Annotated in this window: 15 protein-coding genes; 2 read left to right on the top strand and 13 right to left on the bottom strand. The window is 72.6% G+C overall.

The features are described 5' to 3' along the window. Positions 1-7: 7 nt before the first annotated feature. The 3 genes from groL to ACTWQF_RS04445 form a co-directional block, all read right to left on the bottom strand. Positions 8-1,636: a chaperonin GroEL gene (gene groL / locus ACTWQF_RS04435; RefSeq protein ID WP_443277212.1), complete on the bottom strand. Its 1,629-nt coding sequence runs from the start codon at positions 1,634-1,636 to the stop codon at positions 8-10. Positions 1,637-1,754: 118 nt separating this feature from the next. Then, entirely contained in the window at positions 1,755-2,063 is a 309-nt protein-coding gene (gene groES / locus ACTWQF_RS04440) for a co-chaperone GroES (protein ID WP_099883511.1), read from the bottom strand. 306 nt (positions 2,064-2,369) lie between these two features. Further along, positions 2,370-3,149 (bottom strand): nucleotidyltransferase domain-containing protein, encoded by a 780-nt coding sequence (locus ACTWQF_RS04445; protein WP_443277213.1) that lies wholly within the window; start codon positions 3,147-3,149, stop codon positions 2,370-2,372. A gap of 264 nt (positions 3,150-3,413) precedes the next feature. Between ACTWQF_RS04445 and ACTWQF_RS04450 the strand changes: the two genes are divergently transcribed. Further along, positions 3,414-4,646, top strand: coding sequence for a THUMP-like domain-containing protein (locus tag ACTWQF_RS04450; protein ID WP_443277215.1), 1,233 nt, complete (start codon positions 3,414-3,416; stop codon positions 4,644-4,646). Positions 4,647-4,683: 37 nt separating this feature from the next. Here the strand turns inward: ACTWQF_RS04450 and ACTWQF_RS04455 are convergent, their stop codons facing one another. The 7 genes from ACTWQF_RS04455 to ACTWQF_RS04485 form a co-directional block, all read right to left on the bottom strand. Then, entirely contained in the window at positions 4,684-6,048 is a 1,365-nt protein-coding gene (locus ACTWQF_RS04455; protein WP_443277216.1) for a hypothetical protein, read from the bottom strand. Next, positions 6,038-8,176: a hypothetical protein gene (locus tag ACTWQF_RS04460; RefSeq protein ID WP_443277217.1), complete on the bottom strand. Its 2,139-nt coding sequence runs from the start codon at positions 8,174-8,176 to the stop codon at positions 6,038-6,040. The genes ACTWQF_RS04455 and ACTWQF_RS04460 overlap by 11 nt, the downstream gene beginning before the upstream one ends. Before the next feature lie 81 nt (positions 8,177-8,257). Next, on the bottom strand, positions 8,258-8,518 hold the full coding sequence (locus ACTWQF_RS04465) for a hypothetical protein (protein ID WP_443277218.1): 261 nt from the start codon (positions 8,516-8,518) through the stop codon (positions 8,258-8,260). Next, positions 8,518-9,678, bottom strand: a complete 1,161-nt coding sequence (tsaD, locus tag ACTWQF_RS04470; protein ID WP_443277220.1) for a tRNA (adenosine(37)-N6)-threonylcarbamoyltransferase complex transferase subunit TsaD — start codon at positions 9,676-9,678, stop codon at positions 8,518-8,520. The genes ACTWQF_RS04465 and tsaD overlap by 1 nt, the downstream gene beginning before the upstream one ends. Continuing rightward, positions 9,671-10,195 (bottom strand): ribosomal protein S18-alanine N-acetyltransferase, encoded by a 525-nt coding sequence (gene rimI / locus ACTWQF_RS04475; protein ID WP_443277568.1) that lies wholly within the window; start codon positions 10,193-10,195, stop codon positions 9,671-9,673. The genes tsaD and rimI overlap by 8 nt, the downstream gene beginning before the upstream one ends. A gap of 68 nt (positions 10,196-10,263) precedes the next feature. After that, entirely contained in the window at positions 10,264-10,938 is a 675-nt protein-coding gene (gene tsaB / locus ACTWQF_RS04480; RefSeq protein WP_443277222.1) for a tRNA (adenosine(37)-N6)-threonylcarbamoyltransferase complex dimerization subunit type 1 TsaB, read from the bottom strand. Between the two features lie 100 nt (positions 10,939-11,038). After that, positions 11,039-12,253 (bottom strand): LmeA family phospholipid-binding protein, encoded by a 1,215-nt coding sequence (locus tag ACTWQF_RS04485; RefSeq protein ID WP_443277223.1) that lies wholly within the window; start codon positions 12,251-12,253, stop codon positions 11,039-11,041. 370 nt (positions 12,254-12,623) lie between these two features. Between ACTWQF_RS04485 and ACTWQF_RS04490 the strand changes: the two genes are divergently transcribed. Further along, the gene (locus ACTWQF_RS04490) at positions 12,624-13,199 is read left to right on the top strand and encodes a L,D-transpeptidase (protein WP_443277225.1); all 576 of its coding nucleotides are present in this window, start codon (positions 12,624-12,626) and stop codon (positions 13,197-13,199) included. A 201-nt stretch (positions 13,200-13,400) separates the two neighbouring features. Here the strand turns inward: ACTWQF_RS04490 and ACTWQF_RS04495 are convergent, their stop codons facing one another. From ACTWQF_RS04495 to ACTWQF_RS04505, 3 genes are all read right to left on the bottom strand, one after another. Beyond that, complete coding sequence (locus ACTWQF_RS04495; RefSeq protein WP_443277227.1) at positions 13,401-13,601, bottom strand: hypothetical protein; 201 nt, start codon at positions 13,599-13,601, stop codon at positions 13,401-13,403. 128 nt (positions 13,602-13,729) lie between these two features. Further along, positions 13,730-14,341 (bottom strand): tRNA (adenosine(37)-N6)-threonylcarbamoyltransferase complex ATPase subunit type 1 TsaE, encoded by a 612-nt coding sequence (gene tsaE / locus ACTWQF_RS04500; protein ID WP_443277229.1) that lies wholly within the window; start codon positions 14,339-14,341, stop codon positions 13,730-13,732. Beyond that, positions 14,271-15,806, bottom strand: a complete 1,536-nt coding sequence (locus ACTWQF_RS04505) for an alpha/beta fold hydrolase (RefSeq protein WP_443277231.1) — start codon at positions 15,804-15,806, stop codon at positions 14,271-14,273. Before ACTWQF_RS04505 ends, tsaE begins: the two co-directional genes overlap by 71 nt. Positions 15,807-15,831: the final 25 nt, after the last annotated feature.

Here is a 15,831-nt window from a genome sequence, read left to right on the forward strand (position 1 = left end):
CGTTGCCTCAGTGGGCGTGGCCGTGACCGTGGCCGTGACCGGCGGCCTCTTCCTCCTCCGCCGGCTTCTCGACGACCAGCGTCTCGGTCGTCAGCAGCAGCGAGGCGATCGAGGCGGCGTTCTCCAGCGCGGAGCGGGTCACCTTCACCGGGTCGATGACACCGGCCTTGATCAGGTCGCCGTACTCGCTGGTGGCGGCGTTGAAGCCCTGGCCGGCCTCCATCTCCGCGACCTTGGCGGTGATGACGTAGCCCTCCAGACCCGCGTTCTCGGCGATCCAGCGCAGCGGCTCGACCGCGGCGCGGCGGACGGTGGCGACACCGGTCGCCTCGTCGCCCTCCTTGCCGAGGCTGCCGTCCAGCACCTTGGCCGCGTGCACGAGCGCGGAGCCGCCGCCGGAGACGATGCCCTCCTCGACCGCAGCACGGGTCGCGGAGATCGCGTCCTCCAGGCGGTGCTTCTTCTCCTTCAGCTCCACCTCGGTGGCGGCGCCGACGCGGATGACGCACACGCCGCCGGCCAGCTTGGCGAGGCGCTCCTGGAGCTTCTCGCGGTCCCAGTCGGAGTCGGTCGTCTCGATCTCGGCCTTGATCTGAGCGACGCGGCCCTGCACGTCCTCAGCCTTGCCGGCGCCGTCGACGATCGTGGTGTCGTCCTTGGTGACGGTGATGCGGCGGGCCGAGCCCAGCACGTCGAGACCGGCCTGGTCGAGCTTGAGGCCGACCTCCTCGGCGATGACGGTGGCGCCGGTCAGCGTCGCCATGTCGCCGAGCATGGCCTTGCGGCGGTCACCGAAGCCGGGCGCCTTGACGGCGACGGCGTTGAAGGTGCCGCGGATCTTGTTGACGACGAGGGTGGAGAGGGCCTCGCCCTCCACGTCCTCGGCGATGATCAGCAGCGGCCTGGAGCCGCCCGCCTGCATGATCTTCTCCAGCAGCGGCAGCAGGTCCTGGATGGAGCCGATCTTGCCCTGGTGGATCAGGATGTACGGGTCGTCGAGGACGGCCTCCATACGCTCCTGGTCGGTGACGAAGTACGGCGAGAGGTAGCCCTTGTCGAAGGCCATACCCTCGGTGAAGTCCAGCTCCAGACCGAAGGTCTGGGACTCCTCGACGGTGATGACGCCGTCCTTGCCGACCTTGTCCATCGCCTCGGCGATCAGCTCGCCGACCTGCTTGTCCTGCGCGGACAGGGCGGCGACGGAGGCGATGTCCTCCTTGGAGTCGATCGGGCGGGCCGTCTTGACCAGCTCGTCCGAGATCGCGCCGACCGCGGCGTCGATGCCCTTCTTCAGGGCGGCCGGGGAGGCACCGGCGGCCACGTTGCGCAGGCCCTCACGGACCAGCGCCTGGGCCAGCACCGTGGCGGTGGTGGTGCCGTCACCCGCGATGTCGTTGGTCTTGGTCGCCACCTCCTTGAGGAGCTGGGCGCCCAGGTTCTCGTACGGGTCCTCGACCTCGACCTCACGGGCGATGGTGACGCCGTCGTTGGTGATGGTGGGGGCGCCGAACTTCTTGTCGATGACGACATTGCGGCCCTTGGGGCCGATGGTCACCTTCACGGTGTCGGCGAGGCTGTTGACGCCGCGCTCAAGGGCGCGACGGGCGTCCTCGTCGAACTTCAGGATCTTCGCCATGGAAGCTGTTGTGTCCTCTCACACGTCTCGCACGTCTCGTACGAGCTGCGCCCTGGCCCCTGCTACCTCATCGGGAGCGGGCACCAGGGCGCGGGTCGCTGCAAACTGTGCGGCTGAATTACTTCTCGACGATCGCGAGAACGTCGCGGGCCGAGAGGACGAGGTACTCCTCGCCGCTGTACTTCACTTCGGTGCCGCCGTACTTGCTGTACAGCACGATGTCGCCGACGGACACGTCGAGCGGCAGGCGGTTGCCGTCCTCGAAGCGGCCCGGGCCCACGGCCAGGACGGTGCCCTCCTGGGGCTTCTCCTTGGCAGTGTCCGGGATGACCAGGCCAGAGGCCGTGGTCTCCTCGGCGTCGAGCGGCTGGACCACAATGCGGTCCTCGAGCGGCTTGATGGCAACCTTGGAGCTGGCGGTCGTCACGATCCGACCTCCCCCTTCGGAGATCTCAAAACGGGGTCTTATGTCTGGGGTGGCGACCTGGTAGATCCGTCGTCGCGGGTGCCGGATCTGCCCGTCGCGTACTGCTGGCACTCCCACGGGGAGAGTGCCAAGGTCGAGATTATGCCTGGCTTAGCACTCGGTCAAGCGGAGTGCTAGCCGCACCGGCTTGCGCCGATGTGAGGGCGCCCCCTCTCGCCGTCGTTCCGTGCGGAGATTCGCCGTGGGAGTGGTGTCGTCTGCCGGGTGCGGCGCCGTTGTGGCTGGTCGCGCAGTTCCCCGCGCCCCTTACGGGGCGTCCAGAAGTTCCTCGGCCTTTTCCAGGGCCCCGAGGAGGGACTCCGGGGACGGGCGGAGACCGGCGATCAGGGGGTCAAGGGTGCGTAGCCCCGCCTGGGTGAGGAGGCGCTTTTCGTTGGTGACCCACTCGCCGCGGGCCGCGAGCACCGCGTGCGCCGCCTGCGCCGCGGCGGTGGCGAGGGCGCCCGCGACCTCGGTGGCCTGGCCGCGCGGGGCGTAGGCCCCCTTGGCGTACCGCAGGGTCAGCGCGGCGCGCTCCCGCCACACCGGCGGGGCCGCGGCGCGCAGCGCTGCGGGGTACTCCGGGCGGGGCAGGGCAGCGCGCAGCACCCGGTTGAGGGCGAGTTCGGCGACAACGAGATAGCTGGGGATGCCCGCGAGGTGAAACATCAGCGGCTCCCAGTGGAAGCGGCCTTGCCGGGCCTCCGCGAGCTCGTGTTCGACCACGTCCAAGTCGCGGTAGTGGACGTCGACGTGCCGGCCGTCGATGGTCAGCCACGCCCCGCCGTTGAAGACACCACCGCCCCACTCACCGACCTGCGAGACCTCGCCCGGCCAGCCGAGGGCACGCAGATCTGCGGGGTCGAACGAGCCGCGGTAGTAGACGGCGAGATCCCAGTCGCTGTCGGGGCTGTGCGTCCCCTGGGCGCGCGAGCCGCCGAGGGTGACGGCGCGCACGGTCGGCAACGTGGCCAGCCGCTCGGCGACGTGGTCGAGGAAGGCCGCATCCGGCATGGCGTACGGCGCGGGAGAGGGGTTCTCGGGCATGTGAGGTTCCTCGGTGAAGTGAGTGACAAGTGGTGACTGCCAAGCGCCGCGGAGGGAGACGCGCCCCGAAGGGGCGCGGGGAACTGCGCGACAAGCCATGGGGGTACCTCCCTGCTCGAAGAGCTTGGGGGAACCCGCAGCCTGCGGGCGTCAGGCAGGGGCACCCCCCACCCAGAGCAGGCGAGGGCGCGGAGTCCGTACGCGGCGCGTGTCGTCACTTCACGCGCCCGACTCTACCGGCCCCGGCCCGGCCGCCGGCACGGCATGGGCGCACGGGACAATGGCCGGGTGGATCGTGAGGTGTTCGCGGAGCTGCTCTCCGAGGAGGGGCAGGAGCTGCTGCGTCAGGTGCGGGGTGTGGAGCCCGCGCGGGAGCTGGCCGTGGCCACGCGGCTGCGGCAGCGGTACGAGCCCGCGCTCGTCTCGGCGGCGCTGGCGCAGGGCCGGCTGCGCAGCCGCGCGGAGGCCAAGTTCGGCCCGGACCAGGCGCACGCCCTCTACTTCACCGCGGACGGTCTCGAACAGGCCACCCGCGCCCCTGTGGCGGCGCACCGGGCCCGGCGGATGCGGGAGCTCGGCGTCCGTACCGCGGTGGACCTGTGCTGCGGCATCGGCGCCGACGCGCTCGCCCTCGCCCGGGAGGGCATCCGCGTACTGGCGGTCGACCGCTCGCCGCTGACGTGTGCGGTGGCCCGTGCCAACGCCGAGGCGCTGGGACTGGCGGATCTCGTGGAGGTGCGCTGCGCCGATGTCACCGAGGTGGCCACCGACGGCTACGACGCGCTCTTCGCCGACCCGGCGCGCCGCACGGGCCGCGGTCGCGTCTTCGATCCCGAGGCGTACTCGCCGCCGCTCAGCTGGGCGGTGGAGACAGTCCGCTCGGCGCCGCTGGCCGCGCTGAAGGTGGCGCCGGGCATCCCGCACGAGGCAGTGCCGCCGGAGGCGGAGGCCGAGTGGGTCTCGTACAGCGGGGACGTCAAGGAAGCGGTGCTGTGGTTCGGCGCGGGCCGGGAGAACCCCGGTGCGGGCCAGGGGACATCGAGTGGGGTGCGGGCCACGCTGCTGCCCGCCGGTGACACGCTGGTCGGACGCGGGCTGCCCGACCCGGAGGTGGGGCCGGTGGGCCGGTATCTCTACGAGCCGGACGGTGCGGTCATCCGCGCCCACCTGGTCGCCGAGCTGGCGGAGCAGGTGGCGGGGCGGCTGATCGACGCCACGATCGCGTACGTGACGACGGACGCGGAGCACCCGACGCCGTACGCGTCCGGGTACGAGATCACCGACGTACTACCGTTCAACGTCAAGAAGCTCCGCGCGCTGCTGCGGGAGCGCGGCGTCGGTGTCGTCACCGTCAAGAAGCGTGGCTCGGCGGTCGAACCGGAGGAGCTGCGCCGGAAGCTGAAGCTGGACCCGAAGTCGGCCGCCGGTTCCTGCACCGTTTTCCTGACCCGCGTCGCGGGCGCGCCGAGCATGCTGCTGGGCCGCCCGCTGCGGTGACGGCCAACGCCCTTGCGGGCCGGATGCGGGGAACCGCCTAGCGGGTACGCGTGAAGTCGCCGCGCAGGACGCGTTCGGTCAGGGTGTCCTCGGTGAGGGAGCCGTAGCCGGTGGCGGCCCACAGGCTGTGCTCGGGCGGGACCTCGAAGTACGGGATCCGGCGGTCCTCGTGGGCCTGGGTGAGGACTTCCGGCGCGCGGCGGCCAGCCACAGCGGCGGCACAGTCCCCGCAGGCCGCGACGTCCAGCGACTCGCGGCGGCCCAGCGGGCGCCAGCGGACGCGCTCGGCGGCGGGGCCGTGCAGCGGGTGGAAGAAGCACAGCGGCAGCGCTGCGGTGCTCCGCGCCGATCCGGTCGACGCGGAGCGCCGCAGCGCGTCGCGGCCCTCGTGGAGGAGCGCGAGAACGCCCGCGAGGTCGGGTATGTCGCGCGCGTTGTCCAGCACCGTGCCGGCGGCGGCGTAGGCGTCGAGGGACAGCTGGAGCAGGTCGGTGTCGGCGGCCTCTTCACCGTCGGCGGCGGAGTCGCCGGGCTCGTGGGCGAGCAGTTCCTCGTTGTACGTGAGGAGTTCGCGCTGGGCGCGCTTACGCAGATCGCGTACGCCCGCCTTGCGCGCCGTCGCGAACACGGAGCGCGGCGAGGTGAACGGCGCCCGGGTGGAGGTGCGCGATCTGCGAGCCCGGTAGACCAGCACGGCGACGACGAGTACGGCCAGCGCCGGGACGATCAGCGCCGCGAGCAGCAGCGGGGAGGAACCGTCCGCATCTTCCGCGCCGTCCTCATCCGCCGAGGGGGTGCCACTGCGGTCCAGGTCCTTGGTGGCCTGCTCGTACTGCTTGTCCCCGTTCCCCGACTTCACGATCTCCAGGGCGCGGGAGAACTTCGCGTAGAGGCTTTTGCCGTCCATGTCCTCCTGGTGGCCGACGGCGGCCACGCCCCAGAACGCCTGGTGCTTGCCGTCGCGCGGGAACTCGTAGCCGTTCAGGAAGCCCTCGCTTTTGCTGAGGGTCATATAGACGGCTTCCCGCTGCTTGCTCTCGCCGAGCCGGTCGCGTACGACGTCGACCATCTTGTCCGGCTCGCCGCCCCAGGCGTCGCCGGAGATGAACGGGACGACGACGACCCGGACCGGGATGCCCGACGCCTTGATCTTCTTCGCCAGCCGGCGCTGCTGGTCGGCCGGGAACGCCTGTCGGTACGACGGATCGACGTAGACAGGTGATTTGCGGAGCCCCTCGGCGATCCGTTGGCCCGGTTTGTCGTCGGCGGCACCGGCCGGACCTGCCGTGCCGAGCAGCAGCGCGAGCGCCAGCGCGGCGACGACGTACGCGAGGACGGCTGCCGGCCGCCGGGCGGGGCGGGCGGAAGGGGCGCCGGGTGCGGCGCTCGGTTCAGTGGACACCTAGCTGCTCCCGTACTCGGCGGACGATCTGTTCGGCGGTCGGATCCTGGCCCCGGCCGGTGCCCTGTGTGGCATCGAGCGGGCCCGGGACCCGGTGGTAGGGCTCGTACGGCGCGGAGCGGCCGGCGCCGGGGGCGCGCAGACACAGCAGCCGCGATGCGACGACGCTCGCGGTGCGGGCCGTCCGGGTGGTCCGCGAGCCGGACAGCGCAGAGGACGCGGACGATGCCCCGTCGCGTCCGTCGAGCGCTGCACGGCACTCGGCGCAGACCGGTCGGGACCGGGCCCCACCGCCTTCGCCGGGAAGTTTCAGCTTCCTGGACGCGGCCCAGGGCCCGTGCAGCGGGTTGAGGGTGCACAGCCGGAGCTGGGCGGAGGTGGCTGTGGCCCGGTCGGCGAGCACGGCACGGCCGGTACGGATCAGCGCCAGCCCGGCCGCGAGCGTGGGCGCGTCGGCGTCGGCGTCCACCCGGTTGTCGCCCTCCTGATCGAGGAGCAGGGTCGCGGCGTCCAGGCAGTCCCAGGCGCGGGTGCGTACGGCGTCCGGCAGCTCGGTGGACAGCCGCTCGAACTCATCGTTCAGCTCGTCCAGTTCGCGCCGTGCCGTCTTGCGCAGCCAGCCGGCCGAGGGGCGGGCGGGGGCCTGCGGAGCCGTGTCGTCCGAGGAGGCGGCGGACCCGCGGGCGGTGGCCCGCGGCGCGCCGAGACCTGCGCGGCGCGCGATACCCAGCCCGGCAGCCGTCACCCCGAGCGCTGCCAGTGCGCCCACAGCGCCCATCAGCGCTCCGGGCCCGAAATCCCCGGAGTAGAGGGAGGGCAACTCGTCCTCCGTCACGGGGTCCTCGGCTGCGAGCGGGTCCAGATAGGGGCCGCTGCGCGGGCCGGAGGGCGCCCGGTCGATGATCCGCAGGGCTTCGCCCAGCCGGGGATACAGCCCTTCGTCGTCCTTGCTCGCCCTGTCCTCGCCGAAGCGCAGGTCTTCCGTCGCGTCGTACAGCTTTGCGCTGTCCACCTTGGCGCCGTAGTTGACGACCTCCAGCTCGCCGTCCTCGGCGGCGTCCGCGACCACGTAGACGCCGTCCCCTTCGGCACCGAGCCGGCTGTGCAGCCGCTTGGCGAGGAGTTCGCCGTCGCCGCCCGACTCGTCCGTCGTGTCGAGGGGGACGACCACGAGGTGCACCGGCACGTCCAGCCGCTCCGCGTGCTTGCGCAGCCGGGCCAGCTCGGTGCGGCTCAGCAGCCCCGCCGACAGCGGGTCGACGTAGACCGGCTCGGAGCGCAGCCCGTGGGCGACCCGGACGGTCCTGGCCTTGATATCGGCGGCGGTGGGCACCGGATCGCCGTCCGAGCGGGTGTCGTCGAAGACGAGCGACGCGCCGACGCCGATGGTGAGGGCCACCCCGGCGGCGACGGGCACCAGCAGCCGGAGCCCCGGCCCTTTCCCGCCCCGCCACCGGCGCACGTACCAGCCGACGGCGACGATGAGCAGCGGAACTCCGGTCAGCAGGATGCCGGTGAGGAAGCCCTGGTTCTCGCGGTCGGTGCGGCTGGTGTACAGGTTGTCCGGCTCCTCGCCGGCCCGGCTGGCGTCCGCCCCCTTCTCGGCGCGCTGCACCGCGTCGCCGGATCGCAGCACGTCCACGAAGTGCCGGAACGTGTGCAGTGTGCCCGCGTCGTAGGGCAGTTCGAAGGTGGTCGCCATGGCGGCGTCCCGGGCCGGGACGTCCACGCCGAACGTCCCCACCTCCGGGCTTCCGCCGTCCCCGCCGAACAGCAGGTACAGCCCGTCCTTACCGAGCCGGTCGTGCACCGCCGCCAGCAGCCCGTCCCCGTCCACGGACCCGGACCCGGACCCGGGCAGCACCAGCACATAGGTCGGCACCCCGGTCCGCTTCGCCTCCTTGACGAAGGCGGGCCGGGCGGAGAGGGGGTTGGTGCGCGGAAGCTGGTCGGAAAGATAGACGGGACTCTTACGCAGCTGCTCCGCCAGATACGCGGCGGGCGTCGTCTGTGTGCCCTCGGCCGCCGCTGCGGACCCCGCAGCCCCGCCGAGCCCCAGCACGCCGACGAGCAGCACCGCCCCGGCCCGCGCCCACCACCGCGCGCCTCCCGCAACCCTCCTGCGCATACCGGCCCCCCGCGACAGCCAACGTTCCCGACCCCGCCCATCCTGCCGCGTAACTCACCGTGAACACACCCAGCTCACTCGTTACACCCGCTCGAACCGCCATCTGTGTACCGGCCGGGCCGTCAACTCCTCGGGCGGGTCCGGGAGTTCGGGCACGTCTGCGTCGTAACCGCCCTGCCACCAGGTGATGACCAGTACCCGGTCGCCCGGCGCGGTGAAGTGTTCGCGGCGTTCGCAGGGGACGCCGGAGGGGGGCAGGGTCTGGGCGCGGGCCCAGGTGAGGAGGTCGGGGGCGCGGCCCGGGGTGGCCTTGGCCTCCCACATGAGGGCGACGGTCGGCATCAGGTGTAGAGGTTCTTCCTGCTCAGCTCGTGGATGTGGTCGTGGTTGTGGTCGTGCGAGTGGGAGTGGGAGTGGTCGTGCGAGTCGGAGTCCCCGGGCGCGGGTGCGACCGCCGAGGGGTCCGGTACATGGGGTTCCGTCACCGGGAGCGAGGAGTCGGCGGGCAGGTCCCAGGCGGAGGTGGCGCGGTTGCGGGCGACCATCTCGGCGCCGAGCGCTGCCACCATGGCGCCGTTGTCGGTGCACAGCTTGGGGCGGGGCACCCGCAGGGTGATGCCCGCGGCGGCGCAGCGCTCCTCGGCCATGGCACGCAGCCGCGAGTTGGCGGCGACGCCGCCGCCGATCATCAGGTGGTCGACGCCCTCGTCACGGCAGGCGCGGACGGCCTTGCGGGTCAGCACGTCGGTGACGGCCTCCTGGAAGGAGGCGGCGACATGGGCGACGGGCACGTCCTCGCCCGCGTTCCGCTTCGCCTCGATCCAGCGGGCCACGGCGGTCTTGAGCCCGGAGAAGGAGAAGTCGTACGGCGCGTCACGCGGACCGGTCAGGCCGCGCGGGAAGGCGATGGCGTCCGGGTCGCCCTCCCTGGCGTACTTGTCGATGACCGGTCCGCCGGGGAAGCCCAGGTTGAGCACACGTGCCACCTTGTCGAACGCCTCGCCCGCCGCGTCGTCGATGGTCGAGCCCAGCGGCCGTACGTCGGAGGTGATGTCGGGCGCCAGCAGCAGCGAGGAGTGGCCGCCGGAGACCAGGAGCGCCATCGTCGGCTCGGGCAGCGCCCCGTGTTCGAGCTGGTCGACGCAGATGTGCGAGGCGAGGTGGTTGACGCCGTAGAGCGGCTTGCCCAGCGCGTACGCGTACGCCTTCGCGGCCGAGACGCCGACGAGCAGCGCCCCGGCGAGTCCCGGGCCGGCGGTCACGGCGATGCCGTCGAGGTCGGAAGCGGCGATCCCGGCCTCCTTCAGCGCCCGCTCGATCGTCGGGACCATCGCCTCCAGATGCGCCCGGCTGGCGATCTCCGGCACGACGCCGCCGAACCGTGCGTGGGTGTCCACGCTGGAGGCGACGGCGTCGGCCAGCAGCGTGTGCCCGCGCACGATCCCGACGCCGGTCTCGTCGCAGGAGGTCTCGATGCCGAGAACGAGCGGTTCGTCAGCCATGGCTCTTCGATCCTTGGTGCGTGTTCGGAAGGGTGTTCGCGGGGGTGTCCCCCGGAGTGTCGGCGGCGTACGCCGCCGGGTCGGCCAGCCGCATCACCAGCGCGTCGACGTTCGCGGGCTGGTAGTAGCCGCGCCGTATGCCGATGGGCGCGAAGCCGAAGCGCTCGTACAGGCGCTGCGCCGGTGCGTTGTCCACCCGCACCTCCAGCAGCACCTCCGCGCACTCGAAGTCGGTCGCGGCCCGCAGCAGCGCGCGCAGCAGCCGGGAGCCGAGCCCGGTGCCCCGGCGGGTGGGCAGGACGCCGATGGTCTGGATGTCGCCGGTGCCGCCGATCGCCGCCAGTCCGCCGTACCCGACGAGGGAGCCGTCCGGCTCCTCGGCGACCAGATAGCGGCGGGTGGCGTCCGGCCCCCGGGCGTGCGCCAGCTCCGACCAGAACATCCCCGCCGACCAGGCGTCCTCGGGGAAGAGTTCCTGCTCCAGCCCGAGCACCGGCTCGATGTCCCACCAGCGCATCTCGCGCAGCGTGACCCCGGTCGGTCTGCTGACCGGGTCGTACGCGTTTCCGGCCGGCTCTGCCGCGCTCACCTCGGCGTGACCACCTTGTAGCCCGCGGGCACCTGCGCGTCCGGCCGCCGCAGATACAGCGGGCGGGGCGGCAGCAGCTCCTCGCCGCGCGCCAGCCGTTCGGCCGCGAGCCGGGCGAGGGCCGGGGCCGACTGGTCGGCCGGAAGATCGCGGCGTACGCCGCGGAAGACGGACTCGTACAGCAGCGCGCCCGCGCCGACGGCAGGCAGCTCGCCGATCTCCTGGTCGGCGGCCTCGATATCGGCGGCCCTGGCCACGGCCGGGTCGGTCACCCGGGTACGGGCTTCGGAGTACCGCGCCCAGTAGACCTCCTTGCGGCGGGCGTCCGTCGCGACGACGAACGGCTCCGTCAGCCCGGAGGCGTACGCGATGCCGTCCAGCGTGCACACCCCGTGCACCCGCTGGCCCAACGCCGCGGCGAACGCCTCGGCCGTCGCCAGGCCGACCCGCAGCCCGGTGTAGGGGCCGGGGCCGACGCCGACGACCACGTCCGTGACCTCGGCGAGTTTCCGGCCCGCCTCGCTGAGCACCGCATCGACACAGGGCAGCAGCAGTTCGCCGTGGCGGCGGGCGTCGACCTTGTGGGCGGCGGCGAGCGTGCGGTCGCCCTCGGCGTCGTGGAGCGCGACGGTGACAGCGGGTGTGGCGGTATCCAGCGCGAGCATCAACACCCGACCAGCCTACGGCGCCCACGCGGCACGCCCTCACCCGTGCGGGCCCACTGCCCCTTTCGTGGCTGCAAGCGCCGCTGTCCGGTGAGTTGTACGGCCGCTACTTGCCCTCGTTCGTGGCTGCCTTGCCGAACGGCACGTTGACGCCGGTCAGCTCGGCGCGGATGCCCTCCTTGGCGACGGAAACGCCGCGCAGCCGGACATCACCGGGCATCTTGGGCAGCTTGAGATGGAGGGCGAGCTTGTCGGCGAGCTTCGGCTCCTCGATCTTCTTGAGGGCCTCGATCAGCGCCGGGTCGATCCCCATCTTCTTCAACAGCTGCGGGTGCTGGACGACGACGTCGAGCAGGTTGAGCCGCATCACCTTGTCCGTGAAGCGCGGCGAGCCCGTCACCCGGTGCAGCTGCCGGTCGCTGTGCCGCACCTGCCGGGCGCGTTCGGGCGTCATGCCGAACCGCTTGGCGATCGAGCGCACTCCGAACAGCGCCCGCGCCTTCTCCCTGTCGTGCTGGATGCGCTCGGCAAGTGGGCGGGACAGCCGCAGGCCCGCCTGCTTGCCGGTGCCGGGCGTGAAGCTGAACATCTTGGGGACGACCAGCCGCATGTCGTCCACCGTGGTGCCCACGCCGTGGTCGCCGGTCCGTTCGACGCGGGCGCGGGCATGCACCTTGACCTCCGAACCCGCGACGGGCAGCTCCCCCGCGGCCAGTACGGTGCGCTTGCCCGCCGGGGTGAACTTCACCTGCGAAGTGCCCAGCTCGCGGTCCAGGTCGTCGAAGTCGAGCAGGACATCGCCCTTCATCCGGCCGAGCACCGCGCCCCGTACGGAGGACGGCGCATCGCCGATGATCTTCACATCGTCGACGGTGCCGCTGACCTGTGCGACCGAAACCCGGCCGGCGGGTACATCGGGGATTGCCACTTCCACCTGGTCCAGGCGGCCCCGCGCGACCTGGGTGAGGAAGGGGAAGCCGTTGATGTGCACCTCCGGGCGGGCGTGCAGATGCAGCGAGTCCTGCACCTTCTCGGCCGCCTTGCCCTCGGCGTAGAGCGCGGCCCAGCGGTCGCCGATCCCGAGAAAGGCCAGCAGCGCGCAGCAGGCGATGCCCAGCTTGACGGTGCGCGAGAAGCGGGAGCGGCGGCGCCTGCGGACGGCACGCAGGTACGGCATCCGGTCCTCGTACGCGGGCTCGTCGTAGTCGGAGCGCAGGCCGAAACCGCGCAGTCCGCCCTCGTACGGGTCGTCGGGGTCCCCGTGCGTGCCGCCCCCGCCGTCCGCCAGCGCCTCGTACGGGTTCGGGGTGGGCCCGCTCATGGGCGCGGCGTCGTCCGGCGGGGCCAGCGCGGCCAGCTCGTCGTACGGGTTGGCCGGAAGGTGAGCGTCGCCCTGATGACCCGGGTGGCCCCCGTAGCCCTCGGGGACCTGATGGGCCTGAGGTTCTGGGATTTTCGGTATGGAGGTTGTGGAGTTTGTCGATGAACCGTGGGGGGTCATCGCCTTATGCGAACACAGGCACGGCTGTTACTCCAAGTTCTCTCTTCAGCCGCCCCCCGGCTACCCGCTCCGGCTACGGCTGGGAGGACCGGGCGTATCGAGCCGTACGCGGTGCGAGCCGTACGCCGTGAGCCTGCTGCTACCGTCAATCACCGGTCAGGCACGCAGGCACGAGAGGTGGCAGCGCACGGTGGCACGCAGCAGCGGCGGCAGCGCCGGAGTGATCGTGGCCGGGCTGACGGCAGTGGCCCTCGCCGTGATCGGTTTCTTCGCGTACCAGGCGTCGGCCGCTCAGGAGCGGGCCGGAAAGCCGTCCGACGCGAACACGGCCAAGCCCTCGCCCGGCGCCTCCGACGGGAAGGGCCGCGCGCCCGCGGAGAAGGACACCGCGCTCCCCGCCGCCAGTGGACAGGGCCACCGGGTCGTCTACGGACTGAAGCAGCAGCGGGTGTGGCTGGTCGGCAAGAACGGCAAGGTCACCAGGACCTACGAGGTCTCCCCCAGCACCGTCAGCCCGCCGCCGGGCACCTACAAGGTCAGCTCGCGCGCCTCCCATGTGAAGGGCTCGGACGGGGTCCCGGTCGAGAACGTGGTGCGGTTCGCCAGCGTCGACGGTGTCACGGTCGGTTTCAGCGCGGCGCTGGATGGTTCGACGCCGACGCCTGATGCCGCCCGCAAGACGGGCGGCATCCGGGAGAAGCGCGAGGACGGCGAGGCGTTGTGGCTGCACGCGCCCATTGGGACCCGCGTGGTGGTCCTTCGCTAAGACTCTGGCGAGGGGGTGCCCCTGCCCGCCGACCGCAGGCTGCGGCTTGCGATGTGGTTGCTCGCGCAGTTCCCCGCGCCCCTGACGGGGCGCGTCCCCCCTGTGCTGCGAAGCTTGGGCAGTCTGCTCCCCCAAGCTCTTCGAGCAGGGGGTACCCCCAGGCGCAGGGTGGGCAAGCGCAGCCCCGTCGCCGGGTACGTATCAGTCGCGGTCGGCCTGTTCACCGGCCGGGGCGTCAACCTCATCCCGCGGGGGCCGGGACACGGCAGCCGCGGCGGCGCAGGACGCGAGCAGTTCGCTCATGGGTGGGGGGCCGTGGTTGCTGCTGTCGGCGGACGCCGCCTCCGCGGGCACGCGCGGCCGCGCGTGCGCCGCTCGCTGCTCCGGCTTCTGTGCGGTCATGGCTCCTCCAGGGGCGTCGGCACGGCGGCACTTAGGCATACCTAACCGTGCTCTCACCTCCCATGGGACCACGGCCCGCACCGACCGCGCAACATCTTGCCGACACCATGTCGGAACGCGCGCGCCAGTCAGGCGAGGGCTTCCAGGTCCTCCTCCGCCCAGCGCTCCCCCACGCCCACGAACGTGACGGTCCGCGAGTCGTCGGCACCCTCCTGCGAGCTCTCTCCCAACGCGCGGGTGATGACGACGTGCAGCCTCTCCTCCGTCAGCTCCTCCACCTTGCCCTCGCCCCACTCCACGACGACCACCGACTCGGGCAGCGAGACGTCCAGGTCGAGGTCCTCCATCTCCTCCAGGCCGCCGCCGAGCCGGTAGGCGTCCACATGGACGAGCGGCGGACCGTCCGTCAGCGAGGGATGGACACGGGCGATGACGAAGGTGGGCGAGGTCACGGCGCCGCGCACGCCCAGCCCCTCGCCCAGGCCGCGCGTCAACGTCGTCTTTCCGGCGCCGAGTTCACCCGTCAGCAGGACGAGGTCCCCGGCCCGCAGCAGCCGGGCGAGCCGTACGCCGAGCTCGCGCATCGCCTCGGCGGTACGCACGGTGACGGTGACCTCGTGCCGGGTGCCGGGACCGGGGCTGTCTGTGGGGCCGCCCGGGAGGCCGCCGTCACCGCCGGAAGGGCCGTCGGACGGAGCCTGTGGAGGCGGGAGCGGATGCTGGTGGTGCGGTGCTTCCATGCGTCCGGATGGTACGCGCCAGCAGCCGGGCCAAGTGCTCGTTGACCGGCTCGGGACGCTCCAGCATGGCCAGGTGACCGGTCGCCTCCAGAATCACGAACGCGGCGTCCGGAAGCGCCGCTGCGATCTGCTCGCTGTGCTCGCTCGGCGTCATCAGATCGCGGTCGCCGGCCAGCACCAGCACGGACCGCCCGTCGAAGGCGGCCAGCGCGGTGGTCTTCTCGTGCTCGGCGAAGGCGGGATAGAACTCCGCGACGACGTCCACCGGCACCGACTCGATCAGGCGCTCCGCGAACCGCGCCACCCCGGGGTCCACCTCGCGCGGGCTGCCGAATGAGTACCGCTTCACCACCCCCGCGAACAGGTCGGCGGTCGCCCGGCGCCCCCGCTCGACCAGTTCGGACTGCGCGGCCAGCGCCCGCAGCACCCCGGGCACCACCCGCCGCACGGCCCGCACCCCGGCGGCAGGAAGGCCGTAGGTCACCTCCGCGAGGCCGCCCGCGCTGGTGCCGAGGAGCGCCACGCCCGCGACGCGCTCGGCCACGTACTCCGGAAACTGCTCGGCCAGCGCCATCACCGTCATGCCGCCCATCGAATGCCCCACCAGCACCACAGGGCCCTCGGGTGCTGCGGCGTCGAGCACGGCCTTCAGATCGCGGCCCAGCAGATCGATGGAGACCGGCTCCCCGGCGGGCGCCCGCGCCGAGCGGCCGTGGCTGCGCTGGTCCCAGTACACGCACCGCACCGCACCACGCAGCGCGGCCCGCTGGAAGTGCCACACATCCTGGCTGAGGCAGTAGCCGTGCGAGAACACCACGGTGAGCGGCGCCGCAGCGCTCCGGCTCCGCCCGCGCAGCAGCCCCAGCAGCCGCGCCCAGTACCCGGCCGCCGCGCCGGGGCCCCCGGCTTCCGCGCCCTCGCCGTCCGCGCCCCCGCCCGCCTCGGACGACGGTTCGGGGAGGGGTACGGGGCTCACCTCGGGACCGCCCAGGCCGTCGCCGGAGCCGGTGGCTGCCGCCGCGGCGTCCGCCGATGCGGGCGGCAGCGGGAAGTCGGCGGGTTCGTCGATCTCGTAGTACAGCTCCGTGCCGTCCTCGGCCCGGGCCCGGCCAGGGGTGCCGCGCAGCGTGCCGTAGGGACCCGCGGCATCCAGCGCCAGCCTGGCCTTACGGCGTACGGCGCGGTGGACCGTGAGCCGTTCGAGGGCGACACCGGCCGCGACGACGCCGAGCGCCGCACCCGCGACACCCGCCCGGCGCGTCCAGTCCGCACCACCGACAGCCCGCGAGGGCTGCGGGGCCCCCGACAGTTCCGCCGCGCCCTCGGCGGCTGCTGCTGCCGTACGCCAGGCGCTGCGGGCGGTCTGTACGGCGCCGACGGCCTGCAGCGCCTGCTGCGCGCGTTGCCCCTGCTGTGCGGGTTGTGCGCGTTGCGCACCCCTCTGCGCCTTGCTGTCGTCACTCATGACCGCCCCCCGTCCGTCTGCCCGG

The sequence above is a fragment of the Streptomyces sp. 8N114 genome (genome assembly GCF_052245835.1).
Taxonomy (GTDB): Bacteria; Actinomycetota; Actinomycetes; order Streptomycetales; family Streptomycetaceae; genus Streptomyces.